This window comes from Ruegeria sp. HKCCD6426 (genome assembly GCF_057221115.1).
In genome coordinates this window covers 60,330-78,606 of sequence record NZ_JBWVBF010000001.1, presented here as the reverse complement: position 1 = coordinate 78,606, position 18,277 = coordinate 60,330, and the positions used below count along the sequence as shown (strand labels likewise).

The window sequence follows — 18,277 nt, the reverse complement described above, 5'->3', positions numbered from 1 at the left end:
AACGCTTTGACCAGCGTCTCATCAGAGACGCAGATCAAAAGGGGCGGGAGAACCATTTTTAGCGGTCGTCCCCGCCCGGGCCGATATCGTCCAGATAATCCTCGTCAATCGCTGCCTGAACCGCGCCAGTTACCGCCTCGCGTTCCTTCGGTGTCAGGTCTTCGGTGTCCTTACCATCAGCCAGTCGTACTGTGACTTCGCGGTGCGCAAAGCGGATGCCTTCGCGCGCAAAGAGTTCGCGGATTTCCTGATAAACCTTCTTGCGTACAAGCCACTGATCACCCGGCTTGGTCATGAATTTGACCCGAATGATCATTGCCGAGTCCTGCATCTCGATAACACCCTGAGACTTCAGTGGCTGAATGAAGTTGTCTCCGATCACCGGATCACTCAGCAATTGCTGGCCCAACTTCTTGATCAGCTTGCGCACCTTCTCGACATCGGTGTCATACGTAACCCTCAGCGGCAGCTTCATGATTACCCAGTCACGAGAATAGTTGGTCAGCACCTTGATCTCGCCAAATGGGATGGTGTTCAGTGCGCCCAGATGGTGGCGCAGCTGGAAGGACCGAACCGAGATCTTCTCGACTGTCCCCTTCACATCCCCGATGTCGATATACTCCCCTTTTCGGAACGCATCATCCATAAGGAAGAACGCACCCGAGAAGATATCTCGCACCAATGTTTGTGAGCCGAAGCCAACGGCCAGACCCACAACGCCCGCACCCGCGAACAACGGACTGACATTGATGCCCAGCTCCATCAGCACGATCAACGCCATGGTGACGACAACCACGGCAAGGATCGCGCCCCGGAACAGCGGCAGCAGAGTTGCCAAGCGGCTTTGCCCGCCTTCACCACCTTCATCGCCGAGCTCGGCTTCACCGATTCCGTCATCGGATTCCTCGGCGATCTTGCTGTCGATCCAGATGCGGAAAAAATGGAACAGGACGTACCCGATGAAGATGATCACCATCACATCCAATGCCCGTTCAACCGGCAGATCTTCGCTCCAGTCCGCGTCCGGATACCAGATCACCACAAGAGCATAGGCCCCGATGACAAAAGCCAGAATACCGGCCACCCGGCGGGCCAGATCCTCATAAGTCAGCAGATAGTGTTTTCTCTGCTCTGCCTCGGCGGATTCAACAACTTCGGTGTCTTGAAAGCTGTCTGGACCCTCAGCATTCATTTCCTCGATCTTGCGCGAGCGATCGAAGTAACGCTCCAGCATGTAGTTCATTGCCCCATATGCTATGACAACGGACATGAAGATGAGGTAGGTGCTGGCGATCAGCGGTATCGGCGTCGGATTTTCCAGCGCCAGATCAACCGCCAGCCGGAACCAACTGAACACGATATAGACGATCAGTGCCGGAGCCCAGCCAAACGAGACAACGCGCAGAATCCACGAGACCTGATCTGCAGAACGCCCACCCCGAATGGCATTCGAAATAGCGCGCGCATTGAACAGGATCATCAGAACATTACCCAGCGCACCAATCATCGTCAGAACGCCGTAAACCATGGCGTAGACGTTGTAGTTCAATCCAAAATCCGCCACCCAGGTCGCGAACAATACAACCGAGATATCATAAGTCGCCAAAGCTGACGCCCAGATATACAACCGTTTTGCATGGCCGTCCGAAAACGGAGGCAGGCGGTACTGGCTCAGATACGGAGACAGAACCATGCGCCACAGGTCAGAAACGGTGCGGGACAGAAAAAAGGCGGTGAAGATGGCAGTCACCGTGAACTGTATCGAAATGTCCTTTTCTGTTCCGACAAAGAACAACTCCCCAACGATGTATGCCAGCAGCATCGCAAACACCGTTGCGCCAACTCCCATGAGGAAACGGAACACCAGAAACGGCATTTTTTCGCGATAACCTTGGGGATTATCCTTGATACGCGACACCACATGTCGCCGGGCGATGCGTTTTCCGTATATCTCAATCGACAGCCATCGCCCGATCATCAGGAACAGAATCGCCCAGAAGAATACCTCGACGTAAGTCATGATCCGCCCGTCCGGGCTTGTCTGGCGCAGAACGTACTGAACCTCGAAAATTGAGTAAGGTAAGGCCTGCAGGCGCGACTCGAGTGATGCGCGGAATTTCGAAAACTTCTCTTGCGCCTTCATCAGTTGCGAGCCATCTGCCATCGGATCGGAAGGTGCTTCTTCCCCAGCTCCACTGGCTTGCTGACCTGTAGAAGTGACCACCTGACCTGCGCTGTCGATCACAATGACACTTGCGCCTGCCTCGGTGGCAGCACGGATCGCTGCCGACAGATCTCCTTCGGGTGTGGCGGAAGTCTCTTCCGTCGTGCCGGATGGATATCCCGGTATCAGCGACGTCTGCGCAGCCACCCCTTGTGCAAACCCCAGGGTTGCCAGCCAGAAAACCAGGATCACCCCGGCAAGAAAGTTTGTTTTCATAGTGTGTTGCATCCAGTTCGCAGGTAACGGCCAGATTACAGAAGCCGGTCAACCAGCACAATCTTCCGCAGAAATCTCGCGAAATCGTGTCGAGACCGGGTTCCTGCCGCACGAGCGGGGATAATGTGTTTTCAACTCGCAGATTTTTGAATATGACTTTTTCTGATAGTCTGTGTGCGCTCGGCGAGATTTAGGCGATCTCGGCAAGCCGCCTGCCGCCACGTGTGCAGATCGGCTGTTGCCAAATCGCAATGCTTGTCGCATTTGCTGGTTTACAAAAGTCCCTTTGGCAAGCATGGGCACAAGATATACGATAACAGGTGCAAGCGCGCGGATTTGCACTGAAACCTTAAGCAGGCGAAGGCATGAGCCTAGGCACTATGAACGAAAAACACGGCCGCGCTCCGCGCATCCTGTTCTATAGCCATGACACGTTCGGGCTGGGCCATTTGCGCCGGTCGCGCGCGCTGGCTTCTGCTATGACTCAGGCTGACCAACGCGCTTCGGCTTTGATCCTGACCGGATCACCAATAGCTGGGCGATTCACGTTTCCCCGCCGCGTTGATCACGTGCGTCTGCCTGGTGTCACCAAACGTGCAGATGGCACCTATGCGGCGCGGACGATTGGCATGGGCATCGACGAAGTAACCGAACTGCGCTCAAGTCTGATTCAGACCGCAGTCGATCAATTCGATCCTGACGTTCTGATTGTCGACAAAGAGCCGACGGGTTTTCGTGGAGAGTTGTTGCCAACTCTGGAACATCTCGAACACTCCCAGAATACCAAGCTGGTTCTGGGTCTGCGCGATGTTCTGGACGAGCCCGAAGTTCTGGCCGCCGAATGGGAGCGCAAAGACGCCGTTGCAGCGACCGAGCGGTTCTATGACGAAATCTGGGTTTACGGTTTACGTTCGGTCTATGACCCGACCGAAGGCTTGCCACTGAGTCCGGCGACACAATCCCGCATTCACTGGACCGGTTACCTGCGTCGAGATCTTGGTCCTGTCGGCGAAGCGCCCGAGCAACCTTACATCCTGATTACCCCTGGCGGTGGCGGCGATGGCAAGTCGATGGTCAACCTGGTCCTTTCCGCCTACGAAAAAGACCCCGACCTGAACCCACGGGCGATACTGGTTTACGGCCCGTTTCTTTCGGGCGAGCTGCGCGAGGAATTCGAAACCCGTGTGGCTGCGTTGAACGGGCGGGTCACGGCAGTTGGTTTCGAATCCGAGATCGAAACCTTGTTTGCCGGTGCTGCCGGCGTTGTCAGCATGGGCGGTTACAACACATTCTGCGAGGTGCTGTCCTTTGACAAGCGCGCTGTGATCGTCCCACGCACCACACCTCGTCTGGAACAGTGGATTCGCGCCTCACGCGCCGAAGAACTCGGATTGGTGCGGATGCTGGATGAAAGTCGCGATGGACTGACCGCAGACGCGATGATCAACGCGATCCGGGAGCTGCCGCATCAACCGTTGCCTTCGCAAGCAATCCAGGCCGGACTGCTGGACGGTTTGAAATACGTCACACATCGCATTGACGCCCTGCTGGGTACGGAACAAGAGCGCGCGACCGGATGACGGCGACAAATCCTAAACTTGCGGTGCTGGTCAAAGGATGGCCGCGCCTGTCCGAGACATTCATCGCGCAGGAACTGGTCGCCCTGCAAGAGGCAGGACACGCATTCGATATCTGGTCGCTGCGTCATCCCACAGACACCAAACGGCACCCGCTGCACGACCGCTTTCGTGGCACAGTCCACTATCTGCCGGAGTACCTTCATGACGAACCATCTCGCCTGATCGCTGCGCGAGAGATCGCGACCCGCCTGCCCGGCTATGCGCAAGCCTACCAAACCTGGCGTCAGGATTTGCGTCGAGATCCCACCCACAACCGCATCCGCCGCTTTGGTCAGGCCTGTGTTCTGGCCGCCGAATTGCCGGCGGAGTCGCGCGCACTCTACGCGCATTTCATGCACACACCGTCTTCGGTCGCACGCTATGCGGCAATCATGCGCGGCTTGCCGTGGAGCTTTTCGGCACACGCCAAGGACATCTGGACCTCACCCGATTGGGAAAAGCGCGAAAAGCTGCAGGCCGCGACTTTTGGGGCCGCCTTCGGAGCGACCTGCACGGCTGTTGGCGCCGACCATCTGCGCGGCCTCGCAGATGACCCGGCGCGGGTCGACCTGATCTATCACGGGCTCGATCTCTCCCGGTTTCCTACGGCACCTGAGCGTGCAATGCGGGCGGCGGATGGGCCATTTCACATGCTTTCGGTCGGGCGATTGGTGGAAAAGAAGGGCTTTGACCGATTGATCGACGCCTTTGCCCTGCTGCCCCGGACGCTGGACTGGCATTGGACTCATATTGGCGGCGGCGCGCTTGCCAACACATTGCGCGCGCGGGCTGCCTCGGCCGGTGTATCCGACCGGATCACCTGGAAGGGGGCTTGCGATCAACCTGAGGTCATTGCGGAAATGCAACGTGCTGATCTGTTCGTTTTGCCCAGCCGAATTGCAGCAGATGGGGATCGGGACGGACTGCCCAATGTTCTGATGGAAGCAGCATCACAACGCCTGCCGATTTTGTCCACGCCGGTTTCGGCTATTCCCGAGTTCATCGTCAACGGAACTCATGGTGTTCTGTCCGACGACGACCCAAAAGCTTTGACCAAGGCGATCGCAGATCTGGCCTCCGATCCCGAAAGCGCTGAACGGATGGCCGTTAAAGCCCACGAACGGCTGATTGCCGAATTTCGCATGGATCCAGGTATTGCGCGCTTATCCGCGCGTCTGAACTCCCTTTGCTCGGGTGACACCTGATGGCGCGCGTGGCTTTCTACGCCCCGATGAAACCCCCCGACAGTTCGAAGCCCTCGGGTGACCGAGAAATGGCCCGCAACCTGATGGCGGCCATCGGCGCTCTGGGCGACCGGGTGGATCTGGTGTCCCGGTTGCGTGTGTACGACAAGGCAGGCGACGCAAAGGTTCAGGAAGTTCTGCGCGCAGAGGCTAAGGCTGAAGGAAACAGACTCATAGCCGAATTGCCTGCCGACATTGATCTGTGGGTCACCTACCACAATTACTACAAGGCTCCCGATCTGCTGGGACCACAGGTTTGTCGCGCCCGCAGCATTCCATACGTTCAGTTGGAAAGCACACGTGCGACCAGCCGCCTCAACGGAAACTGGGCTGGTTTTGCTCAGGCCGCACATTTGGCCTGCGACGCCGCCAAGGTCATCTTTTATCATACGGCAAACGATCTGATCACGCTGGAACGGGAACGGTTCGGGGATCAAAGCCTCGTTGAACTGCCGCCTTTTCTGCCTATTTCGACATTGCCTGCGCCGTCTACGGGCGACGGGCCGATGTTGACCGTGGGAATGATGCGACATGGAGACAAACTTGCGTCCTACCGGATACTGGCCGAAACACTGAAGGAACTGACCGGTGAGTGGGCCTTGAACATCGCAGGCGACGGACCCGCCCGGCCAGAGATCGAAGCCCTATTGGCGCCATTCGGGGCACGGGTGCGATTCCTGGGGCAGTTGGATCGCGATAACCTTCAACGGGTTTATCAGACGTCCTCGATGTTCTTTTGGCCCGGTGTGAACGAGGCCTACGGCATGGTTTATCTTGAGGCTCAAACCGCCGGATTGCCCGTTGTCGCACAAGACCGACCTGGCGTGCGCGATGTCTTGGCACCGTCGGACCACCCTACTGAGGAATGCGGACCAAAAGGTCTAGCGCGACGCATCCAGAATTTCATTTCTGATCCCGACCTGCGCCGCACCGAGGGAGCACATGCTCGTGCCTATGTGGCGGAACGTCATCTGATGCCCTCGGCAACCGAACGCTTTTGGGCGACCGTGCGACCCTTGTTGGAGGCAAACCCATGACTCGATTGGCATTGCTACGCCACGGACACACGGCCTGGAACCGCGCGGGTCAGATACAGGGCCGCAGTGATATCCCACTGGACGCCGAAGCCCGATCTGATCTTGCCAGCTATCGACTGCCCGATCCGTGGGGTGCAGCAACCCTTTGGTCCAGTCCGCTGTCTCGTGCTGTTGAAACCGCGCAGCTGGTCGCGGACCGTGACCCGCTCACCTCACCCGCTCTGACCGAGATGAATTGGGGAGATTGGGAAGGCAAACGCGGTGCAGATTTGATCGAACAACCCGATAGCGGATATTGCCATATCGAGGATTGGGGATGGGATTTCCGCCCCCCGTCTGGGGAAAGCCCCGCCGAGTTGTGGAACCGCCTTGAACCTTGGATAGCAGAGCTACAAGGCGACAATCTTGCCGTCTGTCACATCGGCATCATGCGCGTCATTCTGGCAAAGACATGGGGATGGGAGTTCCGCGGCGACCCGCCATTCAAAGTTAAACGCAACCGTCTGTTTATCGTGGATCTCGACTCCATGCGACCCGAAGTCGAACCCGTTCGGTTGCAACAGCGTCAGGTGTCCTGATGAAAGTTATGATCGTCGTAACTCATCTGTTGGGCACCGGGCATCTGAGCCGTGCTTTGACGATTGGTCGGGCGTTCGTCGAAAATGGGCATGAGGTATTTGTTGTGTCGGGTGGAATGCCCGCACCGCAGTTGAGTAGTGCGGGTATGTCCCTACTGGGACTTCCGCCACTACGGTCGGATGGTGTCGACTTCGCGCGCCTACTGGATCAAAGCGGTCGCGTTGCAGGGGATGACTATCTATCCGCACGATCGACAGCGCTTGTGCAAGCTGTGCGCAGCTTTCGGCCTCAGGTCCTGATCACCGAGCTTTATCCTTTCGGCCGCAGGTCCCTGACTGCAGAATTTCAAGAGTTGCTAGCAGCTGCACAAAACTTGCCAAACAGCCCTATCATTCTCGGTTCGGTCCGCGACATCCTTGCGCCACCTTCCAAACCCGCCAAGGCCACCCGAACTGATGAGATCCTGACACAATTCTACGCCGGTGTGCTTGTTCACTCCGATCCGCAGATCACACCGCTGGAGATCAGTTGGCCGGTTTCAGCCAGTCTGGCAGAACGTCTGCACTACACGGGATTTGTCGCACCAGAACCCGTGTGCCCGCACCCCGATGGCGTTGGGCAAGAGGATGTACTGGTCAGTGCCGGGGGCGGTTCCGTGGGGCAACCGATCTTTCGCGCGGCCATCGAGGCCGCCCGCAAGATGCCCAACAGGCACTGGCGATTGTTGGTCGGCGGGCCCGACGCGCGAGACCGCATCACGGAATTGTCCGGTTTGGCAGAAGGTGCACCAATCGAACTAGAGCCAGTACGACCCGACTTCCGGCAGATGCTGCCCCTGGCCGCGGCCTCGGTCAGCATGTGTGGCTACAACACGGCGATGGATCTGTTGCAAAGTGGAACCCCTTCGGTACTGATCCCCTTTGACGATGGTAAGGAAGTGGAACAGAGCCTGCGTGGAAAAAGCCTGTCTCAATTGAAGGCCGTGAAAGTCCTGCGCAGCGCTGATCTGACCGGGCAAGCACTGGCGGAGGCTGTTTCGAGGGTGATCGCAGAGGGGCCGCGCGCACCAATGACACAGGGCTTTGATGGCGCACTGCGGTCTGTCGATATTGCGGCAGCTATGGTGGAGGCGAAGGGTTGACGACGGATTGGACGCCCTTGCGAACTGAATTGCGGCGATGGCAGTCCGATGGCCTGTCCTTGCCTATCTGGTGGCGTGATGACGACGCGATTGCAGTGACGCCTCAACTAGAAAGCTTGTCTGCTTTATCCGAAGGCCTGGGCCTGCCGGTGTATCTTGCCATCATTCCACGAAACGCAGAATCCGTCTTGGCCGAATACATCGCCGACACGTCGTGTCTGATCCCTGTCGTGCACGGTTGGGCTCACCAGAACCACGCGCCTGCCGATGAGAAAAAATCCGAATTCCGCCTGCATCGTCCCATGGACAATATCGTAGAGGATGCAAGGGCCGGATTATCCCGTCTGATCGAGCTGTTCGGAGATCAAACGCAGCCCATGTTCGTGCCCCCATGGAACCGTATCGCACCGGAAGTGGCGGTAAATTTGCCCGGTTTGGGCTATCGTGTGCTGTCCACTGCAACTCCACGCAGCAGGGCAATGGCCGCGCCAGGGTTGGAACAGGTCAACACTCATCTGGATCCGATCGACTGGCGCGGAACCCGTGGACTGGTCAGTCCAGACGTCCTGATTGCCGATACAACCAACCTTTTGCGAGACCGTCGTGAAGGACGCGCAGACAACACCGAGCCATTTGGCGTGTTGACCCACCATCTTGTTCATGATCAGGACATCTGGAGTTTTACACGTGACCTGCTTTGCCGATTACTGGACGGCTCCGGTGTCATGTGGACCGGAATAAGACGCTGAAATACCAAGGAGACCCTGAATGAGCCGACTCGATTCCATGCTGCGCCGCCTGACCGCGCAACGTGACGGGCTGAACTGGGCTGCCGCGCAGATCGGCGAACTAAACGGCGATATTCTGGACATGGGGCTGGGCAACGGTCGGACCTATGATCACTTGCGAGAAATCCTGCCTACTCACCGGATCTGGGTGATGGACCGGGTTCTGCAATGCCACCCAGAAAGCACGCCTCCGGCCGAGGATTTCCTGCAGGGTGAGGCGGAGCCCATGCTGGCAAAACTATCCGAAGAAGGTCATCGCATTGCACTGGCGCATTACGATTTCGGGCGCGGCATCAAGTCCGAGGACGTGGCCGAGGCCGCCCGTCTCAGCCCCCTGATCGCGCAAGTGATGCAACCGGGAGGGCTGCTGATCTCGGGCCAACCACTGGTCAGTTTCGAACAGATCAAAGGGCCCGACACCATCGCGCCGGATCGGTATCTGTTCTATCGCGCCTGATCAGGCGACGCGCTGGCCTCGCGACCAGACCGCCCTCAGAGCGGGAACGTCTGCACGCATCCTAAATCGGATCAGATCCGCCCGCGCATCGACGCGCAATGCTCCACGGTCTTCCAATCCTGCAGCTTGAGCGGGCGTTTGTGTCACCGTTCGCATCCCGCGTGCCATGTCGCCCCACAACTGGCCCAGCCGTGTGGCGGACAACAAAAGCGCCGAGGGGACGTAGTCCGAAGACATAATATCCAGATGCCCTAGCTGAGCCAGTTCGCGTGCTGCGACATTGCCGGAATGCGACCCACCCCGAATGACATTGGGGGCGCCCATCATCACCTTGATGCCGTGATCGTGACACGCACGCGCGGCCTCGACCGTGGTCGGGAATTCGGCCAATCGAATACCGTGATTTGCGGACACGCGTACCTGCTCTTCGGTAGTATCGTCGTGGCTGGCCAACACGGCGCCAAACCGGCGGGCGGCCTGAACCACTTCGACCTCGTGCTTGTCCCCGTGATGGTCACGCAGTGCTCTTAGCTGAGCAATGTGCTGCTGGTATGCCTCACCGACGAGGCCGTACTTGCCTTTCATGTATTCCTCGAGCTTCGACAGATCTCGGAACTGGCGTTGTCCCGGGGTGTGGTCCATCAGTGAAACCAAACCAACCCGGTCCTCGGGACCGAATTCATCCAGTTCATCAACCAACGTTTCCGAGCAAACTTCGGCTCGCAAATGCAGGAAGTGACTGATCTTCAACGCATCTTGCTCGCGCAATTGCCAGAGTTCCCGAGACAAGCCTCGCGCGTATTTCAGGTATCTTCCGGCCCCGCTAGGGATCGATCCCACTCGCATCGCGTCGAAAACGGTTGTGATGCCGGTGCTGGCCAGCTCGGCATCATGCGCGATAATGGCCGAGGCATGGGGCCAGTCCACTTTGGGACGAGGCTGGATATGACGTTCAAGGTTATCCGTGTGCAGTTCGACCAGACCGGGGCTGACGTAATCCCCGCCGCAGTCCACTGCTCCAGCCGGAACAACCGCACCTGTGTCGATATTGGCGATGGTTTCCCCAACGACCTGAACGCTGCCGGTGACGATCTCATCAGGCAGAACAAGCGTGGCATTGGCAAGGATCATTTCTTCTGTCATCTGAACTTCACGTGGTTTGAGCTATAGGGATGACCACGCAATAGGAGGCCAATGTGACATTCACGCGATACGCAATCTACTATGCGCCCCCGGCCGAGGCGGAATGGGCGAAATGCGCCACCCATTGGCTGGGTTGGGACATGGAGACCGGGCAAGCGGTCGCGCACCCGACAATCGATGGGGTGGATGTTGCAACCGTTACCGATGTGCCGCGCAGATACGGGTTGCACGCGACGATGAAACCACCGTTTCGATTGCAAGACGGGCAATCGATTGACGGTTTGCAAGACGCCTGCGCGCAGCTCGCGGCTTGTTGTGCAGCGGTCACGCTCGATGGGCTCGAAATCGCGCGGCTGGGCCGGTTTCTGGCTTTGCGGCCGTTGGGCGACACCACTGATCTGAACGCATTGGCTGCGGCCTGTGTTCGCCATCTGGACATGTTCCGCGCGCCGCCGCCAGAGGCGGAGCTGGCCCGCCGACGCAATGCGAACCTGACATCCGAGCAAGACGCCAATCTGGCCCAATGGGGCTACCCCTACGTGCTGGATTCGTTCCGCTTTCATATCACGCTCAGCGGCAAGCTGGGCAAATCCATGCTGGCGCAGGTGCAGTCCACGTTGGAACATCGTCTTACCCCGCTTTTGCCCTCGCCGTTCCTGATCAGTGATCTGGCGTTGGTGGGCGAGGCCGAGGACGGGCGGTTTCACCTGATCCATCGCTACGCCCTCACTGCTTGAAGCTGGAGCAGTATGGCGTCTACGGTCGCTTCCAATGTGCCGGAGTTGTCAATTTCGATCAGACGGTTCAATCCACCCGGTAGCGGAGCCTTGGATCGCCCCAAACGCCGCGCCTGCTCATCGCCGCTTTCTCGGCCCCGGGCCGAGAGGCGTTGTGCCAGAACCTGCTTATCCGCAGTCAGTGATACCACGATGAGGTTACCGAAAACCTCCTGCGCCTGTAGCAATACGCCCCGCGACAGGTTTACCAGTACGGCTTCGGCTTCGCACCTCTGCGTCTCGATTTGCCGGGGTATTCCATAGGACAGCCCGTGTGCAGGCCAACTCAGAGCAAAGCCTCCGGCCTGAGCCATCTGGTCAAACGTTTCGACAGAGACCCGGTCGAAATCTTCGCCTTCTTCACCTTCGGGCCGCGTGATCACCCGGCGCACCTTTTCAAAACCGGGCGCTCGTGCGACCAGCGCTTCCATCACGCTGTCCTTACCGACACCGGACGGACCGACAACTGCTATGACCGGGGCAAGGCTCATGCCGCCAATCCGGGTGTGAAATCCGAAACGTTGACCTCGCGATCACAGACACGATCCCGGGCACCGACATCATGGAAGATCCCGACAATCGACGCACCGCGCGCCTTAGCCTCATCGATCAAAGAAAGGACGGTTTCACGGTTTTGGACATCCAGACTCGCCGTTGGTTCATCCAGCAGCACCGCAGGGTATTCGTGCGCAAAACCACGAGCGATGTTCACGCGCTGCTGCTCACCGCCGGAAAACGTTGTTGGGCTGAGGGACCACAGGTGTTCGGGGATGTTCAGCCGCCGCAGCAGGACCTTGGCCTTTTCCATCGCCTGCTGCCTGTCACAGCCAACTGCCAGCAACGGTTCGGCCACAACTTCAAGCGTCGGAACGCGTGGAACCACCCGCAGAAACTGGCTGACATAGCCCAGCGTTTCACGACGCAAAGCCAGAATCTCGCGAGGTTCTGCCTGGGCGACATCCAGACCACCCACCAAAACCTGACCTGACGCGGCAAGGTAATTGCCATAAATCACACGCATCAGCGTCGACTTGCCCGCACCAGAAGCCCCGGTCAGAGCCACGCACTCACCGGGCGCGACCTTCAGCGAGGCACCATCCATCACCGGAATGACCGCACTGCCCTGATTGTGCAGAGTAAAACTCTTGCTCACATTTTTAAGCTCAATCATCTTTCTTACCCTCACACTTGAAGAACGCTCGATACGAGCAGCTGCGTGTAGGCATGCTGCGGATCATCCAGAACCTGATCCGTCAGCCCGGCCTCGACCACATGGCCGTCTTTCATCACCATCAGCCTGTCGGCCAGCAGGCGCACTACGGCCAGATCATGCGTGACGATAATCGCGCTCAACCCCATCTCGCGAACCAGTCCGCGCAACAGGTCCAGCAACCGCGCCTGCACCGAGACATCCAGGCCTCCGGTCGGCTCGTCCATGAACACCAGCCGCGGCCCGGTCACCAGATTCCGCGCAATCTGCAATCGCTGCTGCATCCCGCCGGAAAACGCGGTCGGCCGATCATCGATGCGAGATTCATCGATCTCGACCCGACCCAGCCAGTCGATGGCTTGGCCTCGAATATTGCCATAGTGGCGGTCGCCTACGGCCATCAACCGTTCACCAATGTTGCCGCCGGCACTGACCGACATGCGCAAACCGTCGCGAGCATGCTGATGGACAAAAGCCCAGTCGGTGCGGCTTAGCATCCGGCGCTCGGGTTCCGACATGGTGACCGTATCGACCGGTCCATCGACCCGCGTGTCAAAGATCACCTGCCCCGCATCGGGCTCAAGGTGACCTGCCATGCAATTGAGCAAGGTTGACTTACCCGAGCCGCTTTCTCCGACGATTCCCATCACCTCACCGGGATACAGATCGAAGCTCACATCCATGCATCCGATCCGCGCGCCATAGTGTTTCTCGATGCCTTTTACCTGCAACAGAGGGGTCATGCCGCATCCTCCTCGGCCAGTCGGCCCACATGGCCCGCCTCGCGGCGGGACCGGCAATAATCGGTGTCAGAGCAGACGAACATCCGGTTGCCGGCGTCATCCATGATCACTTCGTCCAGATAACTGTCTTCCGCCCCACACAAATCGCAGGGATGATCTGCCTTAGTCGCTTCGAAGGGGTAATCCTCGAAGTCGAGGCTAACGACCTTGGTATGCGGCGGCACTGCGTAAATCCGCTGCTCGCGCCCTGCACCGAACAGCTGGATCGCGTCCATCTCAAGCTTTGGATTGTCGAACTTCGGGATCGGGGACGGGTCCATCACATAGCGGCCTGACACTTTCACCGGATAGGCATAAGCGGTCGAGATCGCGCCGTGCTGACTAATGTCCTCATACAGCTTCACATGCATCAGCCCGTATTCCTCAAGGCTATGCATCTTGCGCGTCTCAGTCTCACGCGGCTCAAGAAAGCGCAGTGGCTCCGGAATCGGCACCTGATACACGATTATCTGATCTGCGCTCAGCTTGGCCTCGGGAATGCGGTGGCGGGTCTGGATGATCGTCGCCCGGTCGGTTTCCTCGGTCGTCGCGACGCCTGCGGTATTCTCAAAGAACTTGCGGATGGAAACCGCGTTGGTCGTATCATCCGCGCCCTGGTCGATCACCTTAAGCGTGTCATCTGGGGTCAACGTCGCAGCCGAAACCTGCACCCCGCCTGTGCCCCACCCATAGGGCATCGGCATCTCGCGGCTGGCAAAAGGCACCTGATAGCCCGGAACAGCCAAACCTTTGAGAATTGCCCGGCGGATCATCCGCTTCGTTTGCTCGTCCAGGTATGCGAAGTTGTATTCGCTCATAGGAAACCTCTTTCAGTCAGTGCGATTTCCAGCGCATGTGGAGTGGTGAAGTGGATTGCATCCATGCCAACGGCTTTTGCGCCATCGACGTTATGAGGGCTGTCATCGATGAAGACACAATCTTCAGGAATGATACCTGCCCTGTCGCATAGCAGGTGGAAGATCCGCGCATCCGGCTTCATCATACCTTCCTGCCCCGACACCACCAACGTTCCGAACGCCCTGGCTAAACGAGGATGCGCTTTCACACCTTCCGGCCAGGTCTCGGCAGACCAGTTTGTGATGGCATGGACTGGCGTGCCATTTGCTTTCAGCCTGTCCAGCACCGCCCATGTCCCATGAATTGAATTTTCAACGGTGCGGGCATAGAGCCCGACATAGGCCGCAAACAAACGTTGGTCGTCGGGATCATCAAGCTCTTGCGCCATTTCGGCGAACAGCTCTCCATTATCCCCCCGCGCATTCTTTGCCCGGAAATCCGTGCGTTCAATAAAGGCGCGCGCAGCTTCTTCCGAACCCAGTTCATCAACCCATGCCAGGTGTGGCTGCCAATCGATCAGCACGCCGCCTATGTCAAAAACAACAGCTTTCATTCTGCGGCCTCCTTCAGCGTGATCCGTTCCTCTGCCTCGCGGCGCAGTTTGCGCACCAGTTCAAGTTCCGATTGGAAATCCACGTAGTGCGGCAGTTTGATATGTTCGAGAAAGCCAGTGGCCTGAATATTGTCGGCATGGCTTAGAACAAATTCCTCGTCCTGTGCGGGCGCGCCCAGATTGTCCTCGCCCAGCTCCTCCCATCGCAGGGCACGATCAACCAGAGCCATGGCAATGGACTTGCGCTCGGACTGACCAAAGACCAGACCATAACCGCGGGTGAATTGGGGTGGTTCCGTCTTGGAGCCTTTGAACTGGTTCACGGTTTCGCATTCCGTCAGTTCGATCTCACCGATATCGATAGCAAACCCCAGTTCGGGAATGTCCATCTCAACTGCAACCTTGCCAATCCGCAACTCGCCGACAAAGGCATGATTGCGTGCATAGCCACGCTGTGTCGAGTAAGCCATGCCCAGCACAAATCCCTCGTCCCCGCGTGTCAGCGATTGCAGGCGCAACGGGCGGTTCGACGGGAACTCCATCGGTTCGCGTGTCAAATCGCCCGGCGTGATGTCGTTTGCAGGTTCGTTCTGAATAATACCCTCGCCCCTTAAGAACTCTGTGATATGTGGCGTTGGTTCATTCCGGGCCGTCCCTTCCGGCGCGGGCGGCGTTTCACCATCAGCCGTCAGTTTGAAATCCAGCAAACGATGGGTGTAATCGAAAGTCGGCCCCAGTACTTGTCCTCCGGGCGCTTCCTTGAAGGTGGCCGAAATCCTGCGATCGCATGCCATATCTCCGGTTTCAACCGGGTTGGAATACCCAAAGCGTGGCAACGTCGTGCGATATGCGCGGACCAGAAAGATCGCTTCGATCAGATCTCCGCGCGCCTGCTTGATGGCTAGTGCGGCAAGGTCAGGATCGAACAATGATCCTTCGGCCATCACCCGGTTTACGGCAAGGCTCAGTTGCTCACGAATCTGCGCTATGCTCAGTTCGGCCACACCCCTATCACCGCGCCGTTCCTCGGCCAGCCAGGCATGGGCGTTTTCAATGGCCTTTTCGCCACCTTTGACGGCAACATACATCTCTAGCCCTCCACTTCGATCTGCGTGCTGCGCGGCAAAGCCGCAACCTGGTCACCGCTTGTGAAAAAGAAATCGCAACCCAGCGGATAGAGCCTCGCATTACCTTGCAGCGCCGCAACATCCGGCAGCGAGAATTTTGCCGAATTCTCTATGCCCGGCCCTCTCAGCACAGTGCCATGAGGTTGCAAGACGTCACTTTCGACGATCAGCGTAGCAGCGCGGTCGGGGTATTCTGGTGTGCCAATGCGATAGTCGTGTAGGGGCATCAGGTCTGTCCAAGTGCCAACGGCAAAATCAGCTTGGGCTGGGCCAACAATCGGTGCGCTCGTGTGGAAAGTCAGCCACTGACGCACAGACGCTGTATTGATTTTGCCCGCCAGATAAACTCCGGTATCTGCATCGCACAACGTCAGCAGCAAAGCGCCGGCAGCAACGGACAGGGGTACCGGAGGCTCGCACCCCTTCAAAGACCGGATTTCACCCGGTCGAGCCATGACGGTCATCGCCGCGCGAAATGCAATAGCAGCGTCGCAGGGGGCATCCTGAAATCCACCTGTGTAAGGCGTTTGCGCAGCCATCAATCCTCTCCCCGAACCATCGTGAAAAACTCCACCTTGGTTGCCGCCGCCTTCGCAGCCCGAGCTGTCTGGGTTGCATTTATCTGCTGCTTCAAAGGCTCGATCACAGCGTCGCGGATCGCATTCTCAGCCCCGGTCTGCATCAGCGCATCAACTATTGCCGCCGCCTCGGCCTTGGGCTTTGAACGGCCCTGGACATAGCCGTGCCCAACGGTGCCGTCCGGAAGTACCAGCGAACAGCGCGTTACTGTCATTTCTCCGAGGTTGAATGGCGCACCTGTCGCACCTGTTCGACCGCGCACCATCACGCCGCCGATTTCCGGTTTGCGCAACCACTCGAATGACGGTCTATCCGCAACTCCGGCCCAAAGCTTCATGACCGCCTGTTCAGGAGCACGTGCCAACAGCCCCATCCATTCCTGCCGCGCGGCGGTATCGGTTTTTGTCTGATCTGTCATCGAAGGCCCTTGTCGCGGTTGTCTGTGTGAACTATACAACTAGACAAATACTAACTCTTACGCCCACGTCCCGCAATCCATGTTTCCATGAAGTTTTAATGACATGAACAAAACGCCTGTCTGGAAAAGCATCGCATTGAGCCTAACCTCGGACATTGCGGAGGGTCGCTACGGGACCGGAGATCGCCTGCCGACCGAGGCGCAGTTAGCCGCAAAACATGGGGTTAACCGCCATACTGTCCGACGCGCTCTGGCAGAACTGGCCAATCAGGGCTTGGTCCTTGCTCGGCGCGGCGCAGGGGTATTTGTGACTGCGCAGCCCACGGATTATCCGATTGGCAAACGGGTCAGATATCACAAGAGCATTTCAGCCAGCGGCAAGATCCCGGGCAAGCGAATACTGTCCCTGACGACACGAGCCGCAGACGAGACAGAGGCAGAAGCGCTTGAGCTGAACCCTGGCAACCCCGTTCATGTCTATGACGGCTTGTCCCTTGCCGATGGTCAGCCGGTGGCTGTGTTTCAAAGCTGTTTTCCGGCGATCCGCTTCCCGGACATCCTGCAGACCCTGACTGAAACACAATCTGTCACAAAGGCCCTGCAGCGGTGCGGTGTTGAGGACTATGTACGGGCATCCACGCGTCTAACGGCTCGCGCAGCCACTGCCACGCAGGCCTTGCACTTGAACCTGAGCGAAGGGGCTCCGGTTTTGCATTCTGTCGGTATCAATGCTGACCCGGACGGGCGGCCGGTTGAATATGGCAAGACCGTATTTGCGGGCGAGCGTGTGACCCTGACCATCAGCGATACCTGACACCCAGAAGCGCTCCCGCCGGTTTTCGACCTACCTCCGGAGGCCTCATTCCATTGGGCGCGGCGGGCGCGAGCACCCGCTGCTCGATCAACCAGTGCTACTCGTATTTCTCCAGAAACGCCTCAGCCTGCAGCGCGCGAAAGTCTGGCAGGGCGGCACGTAGCTGCGCATTGCCCCAATCCCACCAGGCCAATGCCGTCATGCGCTCTGCAATACGGTCAGGGAAACGGCGGCGGACTACCTTAGCGGTCACTCCGGCGACGATGGTGTAAGGCGGCACGTCCTTGGTCACGATCGCCCCCGACGCAACCACCGCGCCATGGCCGATGGTTACTTCGGGCTTGATGATGGCCGCGTGCCCGATCCAGGTGTCATGGCCGATAAAAGCTGTGCGTCCAGCACGGTGGGCAAACCAGTCGGCATCATCCTCAGCATCATCCCAATAGTCGGCAGAGCGATAGTGAAAATGATGTAGCGAGGCCTTCTCCATCGGATGATCAGTCGCCCCGATCCGCGTGTAGCTGGCGATATTGGCGAACTTTCCAATCCGGGCATTGGCGATGTCGCAAGTCCGGTCACAATAGGAATAGTCACCAAACCTGGAGTTCGCGACCCGCGTTCCAGCTCCAATCTCGACATATTCTCCGAAGGTGCTGCCGCTGATCTGACAATCGGGATGGATGAACGGCTGGTCGGAACGCAGTCGCGCCAT

General features: G+C 58.2%; 20 protein-coding genes. 9 read left to right on the top strand and 11 right to left on the bottom strand.

The features are described from left to right. Positions 1 to 58: 58 nt before the first annotated feature. Positions 59 to 2,440, bottom strand: coding sequence for a mechanosensitive ion channel domain-containing protein (locus AC2TDA_RS00400; RefSeq protein WP_480878239.1), 2,382 nt, complete (start codon positions 2,438 to 2,440; stop codon positions 59 to 61). 365 nt (positions 2,441 to 2,805) lie between these two features. On the opposite strand from AC2TDA_RS00400, the gene AC2TDA_RS00395 reads away from it, so the two are divergent. The 7 genes from AC2TDA_RS00395 to AC2TDA_RS00365 are packed head-to-tail and all read left to right on the top strand — an operon-like array spanning position 2,806 to position 9,305. Beyond that, a complete protein-coding gene (locus AC2TDA_RS00395; protein WP_480847789.1) occupies positions 2,806 to 4,020 on the top strand; it encodes a glycosyltransferase family protein in 1,215 nt (404 codons plus the stop codon). Further along, the gene (locus AC2TDA_RS00390) at positions 4,017 to 5,264 is read left to right on the top strand and encodes a glycosyltransferase family 4 protein (protein WP_480878237.1); all 1,248 of its coding nucleotides are present in this window, start codon (positions 4,017 to 4,019) and stop codon (positions 5,262 to 5,264) included. Before AC2TDA_RS00395 ends, AC2TDA_RS00390 begins: the two co-directional genes overlap by 4 nt. Beyond that, positions 5,264 to 6,340: a glycosyltransferase family 4 protein gene (locus AC2TDA_RS00385; protein WP_480878235.1), complete on the top strand. Its 1,077-nt coding sequence runs from the start codon at positions 5,264 to 5,266 to the stop codon at positions 6,338 to 6,340. The genes AC2TDA_RS00390 and AC2TDA_RS00385 overlap by 1 nt, the downstream gene beginning before the upstream one ends. Beyond that, positions 6,337 to 6,918, top strand: coding sequence for a histidine phosphatase family protein (locus AC2TDA_RS00380; protein ID WP_480878232.1), 582 nt, complete (start codon positions 6,337 to 6,339; stop codon positions 6,916 to 6,918). The genes AC2TDA_RS00385 and AC2TDA_RS00380 overlap by 4 nt, the downstream gene beginning before the upstream one ends. Beyond that, positions 6,918 to 8,060, top strand: a complete 1,143-nt coding sequence (locus tag AC2TDA_RS00375) for a glycosyltransferase family protein (protein ID WP_480878230.1) — start codon at positions 6,918 to 6,920, stop codon at positions 8,058 to 8,060. Before AC2TDA_RS00380 ends, AC2TDA_RS00375 begins: the two co-directional genes overlap by 1 nt. Continuing rightward, complete coding sequence (locus AC2TDA_RS00370) at positions 8,057 to 8,809, top strand: polysaccharide deacetylase family protein (RefSeq protein ID WP_480878228.1); 753 nt, start codon at positions 8,057 to 8,059, stop codon at positions 8,807 to 8,809. The genes AC2TDA_RS00375 and AC2TDA_RS00370 overlap by 4 nt, the downstream gene beginning before the upstream one ends. Before the next feature lie 19 nt (positions 8,810 to 8,828). After that, a complete protein-coding gene (locus tag AC2TDA_RS00365) occupies positions 8,829 to 9,305 on the top strand; it encodes a class I SAM-dependent methyltransferase (protein ID WP_480878225.1) in 477 nt (158 codons plus the stop codon). Here the strand turns inward: AC2TDA_RS00365 and AC2TDA_RS00360 are convergent, their stop codons facing one another. Next, entirely contained in the window at positions 9,306 to 10,448 is a 1,143-nt protein-coding gene (locus AC2TDA_RS00360; RefSeq protein ID WP_480847796.1) for an alpha-D-ribose 1-methylphosphonate 5-triphosphate diphosphatase, read from the bottom strand. Positions 10,449 to 10,501: 53 nt separating this feature from the next. Between AC2TDA_RS00360 and AC2TDA_RS00355 the strand changes: the two genes are divergently transcribed. Continuing rightward, positions 10,502 to 11,185 carry a DUF1045 domain-containing protein gene (locus AC2TDA_RS00355; RefSeq protein WP_480878223.1) on the top strand — a complete coding sequence of 228 codons (684 nt, stop codon included), beginning with the start codon at positions 10,502 to 10,504 and terminating at the stop codon, positions 11,183 to 11,185. Here the strand turns inward: AC2TDA_RS00355 and phnN are convergent. Genes phnN through phnG form a run of 8 tightly spaced genes read right to left on the bottom strand, consistent with a single transcriptional unit; the run spans position 11,167 to position 16,751 of the window. Then, the gene (gene phnN, locus AC2TDA_RS00350) at positions 11,167 to 11,715 is read right to left on the bottom strand and encodes a phosphonate metabolism protein/1,5-bisphosphokinase (PRPP-forming) PhnN (RefSeq protein ID WP_480878221.1); all 549 of its coding nucleotides are present in this window, start codon (positions 11,713 to 11,715) and stop codon (positions 11,167 to 11,169) included. The genes AC2TDA_RS00355 and phnN overlap by 19 nt on opposite strands. Next, positions 11,712 to 12,395, bottom strand: coding sequence for a phosphonate C-P lyase system protein PhnL (phnL, locus tag AC2TDA_RS00345; RefSeq protein ID WP_480878218.1), 684 nt, complete (start codon positions 12,393 to 12,395; stop codon positions 11,712 to 11,714). The genes phnN and phnL overlap by 4 nt, the downstream gene beginning before the upstream one ends. An 11-nt stretch (positions 12,396 to 12,406) precedes the next feature. After that, the gene (phnK, locus tag AC2TDA_RS00340; RefSeq protein ID WP_480878216.1) at positions 12,407 to 13,177 is read right to left on the bottom strand and encodes a phosphonate C-P lyase system protein PhnK; all 771 of its coding nucleotides are present in this window, start codon (positions 13,175 to 13,177) and stop codon (positions 12,407 to 12,409) included. Beyond that, positions 13,174 to 14,034 (bottom strand): alpha-D-ribose 1-methylphosphonate 5-phosphate C-P-lyase PhnJ, encoded by an 861-nt coding sequence (locus tag AC2TDA_RS00335; RefSeq protein ID WP_480847801.1) that lies wholly within the window; start codon positions 14,032 to 14,034, stop codon positions 13,174 to 13,176. The genes phnK and AC2TDA_RS00335 overlap by 4 nt, the downstream gene beginning before the upstream one ends. Beyond that, on the bottom strand, positions 14,031 to 14,627 hold the full coding sequence (locus AC2TDA_RS00330) for an HAD family hydrolase (protein ID WP_480878214.1): 597 nt from the start codon (positions 14,625 to 14,627) through the stop codon (positions 14,031 to 14,033). Before AC2TDA_RS00330 ends, AC2TDA_RS00335 begins: the two co-directional genes overlap by 4 nt. Continuing rightward, positions 14,624 to 15,715 (bottom strand): carbon-phosphorus lyase complex subunit, encoded by a 1,092-nt coding sequence (locus AC2TDA_RS00325; protein ID WP_480878213.1) that lies wholly within the window; start codon positions 15,713 to 15,715, stop codon positions 14,624 to 14,626. Before AC2TDA_RS00325 ends, AC2TDA_RS00330 begins: the two co-directional genes overlap by 4 nt. Positions 15,716 to 15,717: 2 nt before the next feature. Continuing rightward, positions 15,718 to 16,293 carry a phosphonate C-P lyase system protein PhnH gene (gene phnH, locus AC2TDA_RS00320; RefSeq protein ID WP_480878211.1) on the bottom strand — a complete coding sequence of 192 codons (576 nt, stop codon included), beginning with the start codon at positions 16,291 to 16,293 and terminating at the stop codon, positions 15,718 to 15,720. Then, positions 16,293 to 16,751: a phosphonate C-P lyase system protein PhnG gene (gene phnG, locus AC2TDA_RS00315; RefSeq protein WP_480878209.1), complete on the bottom strand. Its 459-nt coding sequence runs from the start codon at positions 16,749 to 16,751 to the stop codon at positions 16,293 to 16,295. The genes phnH and phnG overlap by 1 nt, the downstream gene beginning before the upstream one ends. Before the next feature lie 103 nt (positions 16,752 to 16,854). On the opposite strand from phnG, the gene phnF reads away from it, so the two are divergent. Beyond that, positions 16,855 to 17,565: a phosphonate metabolism transcriptional regulator PhnF gene (phnF, locus tag AC2TDA_RS00310; protein ID WP_480847806.1), complete on the top strand. Its 711-nt coding sequence runs from the start codon at positions 16,855 to 16,857 to the stop codon at positions 17,563 to 17,565. 97 nt (positions 17,566 to 17,662) lie between these two features. Here phnF and AC2TDA_RS00305 read toward each other — a convergent pair whose 3' ends face one another. After that, a complete protein-coding gene (locus AC2TDA_RS00305; protein WP_480847807.1) occupies positions 17,663 to 18,277 on the bottom strand; it encodes an LbetaH domain-containing protein in 615 nt (204 codons plus the stop codon).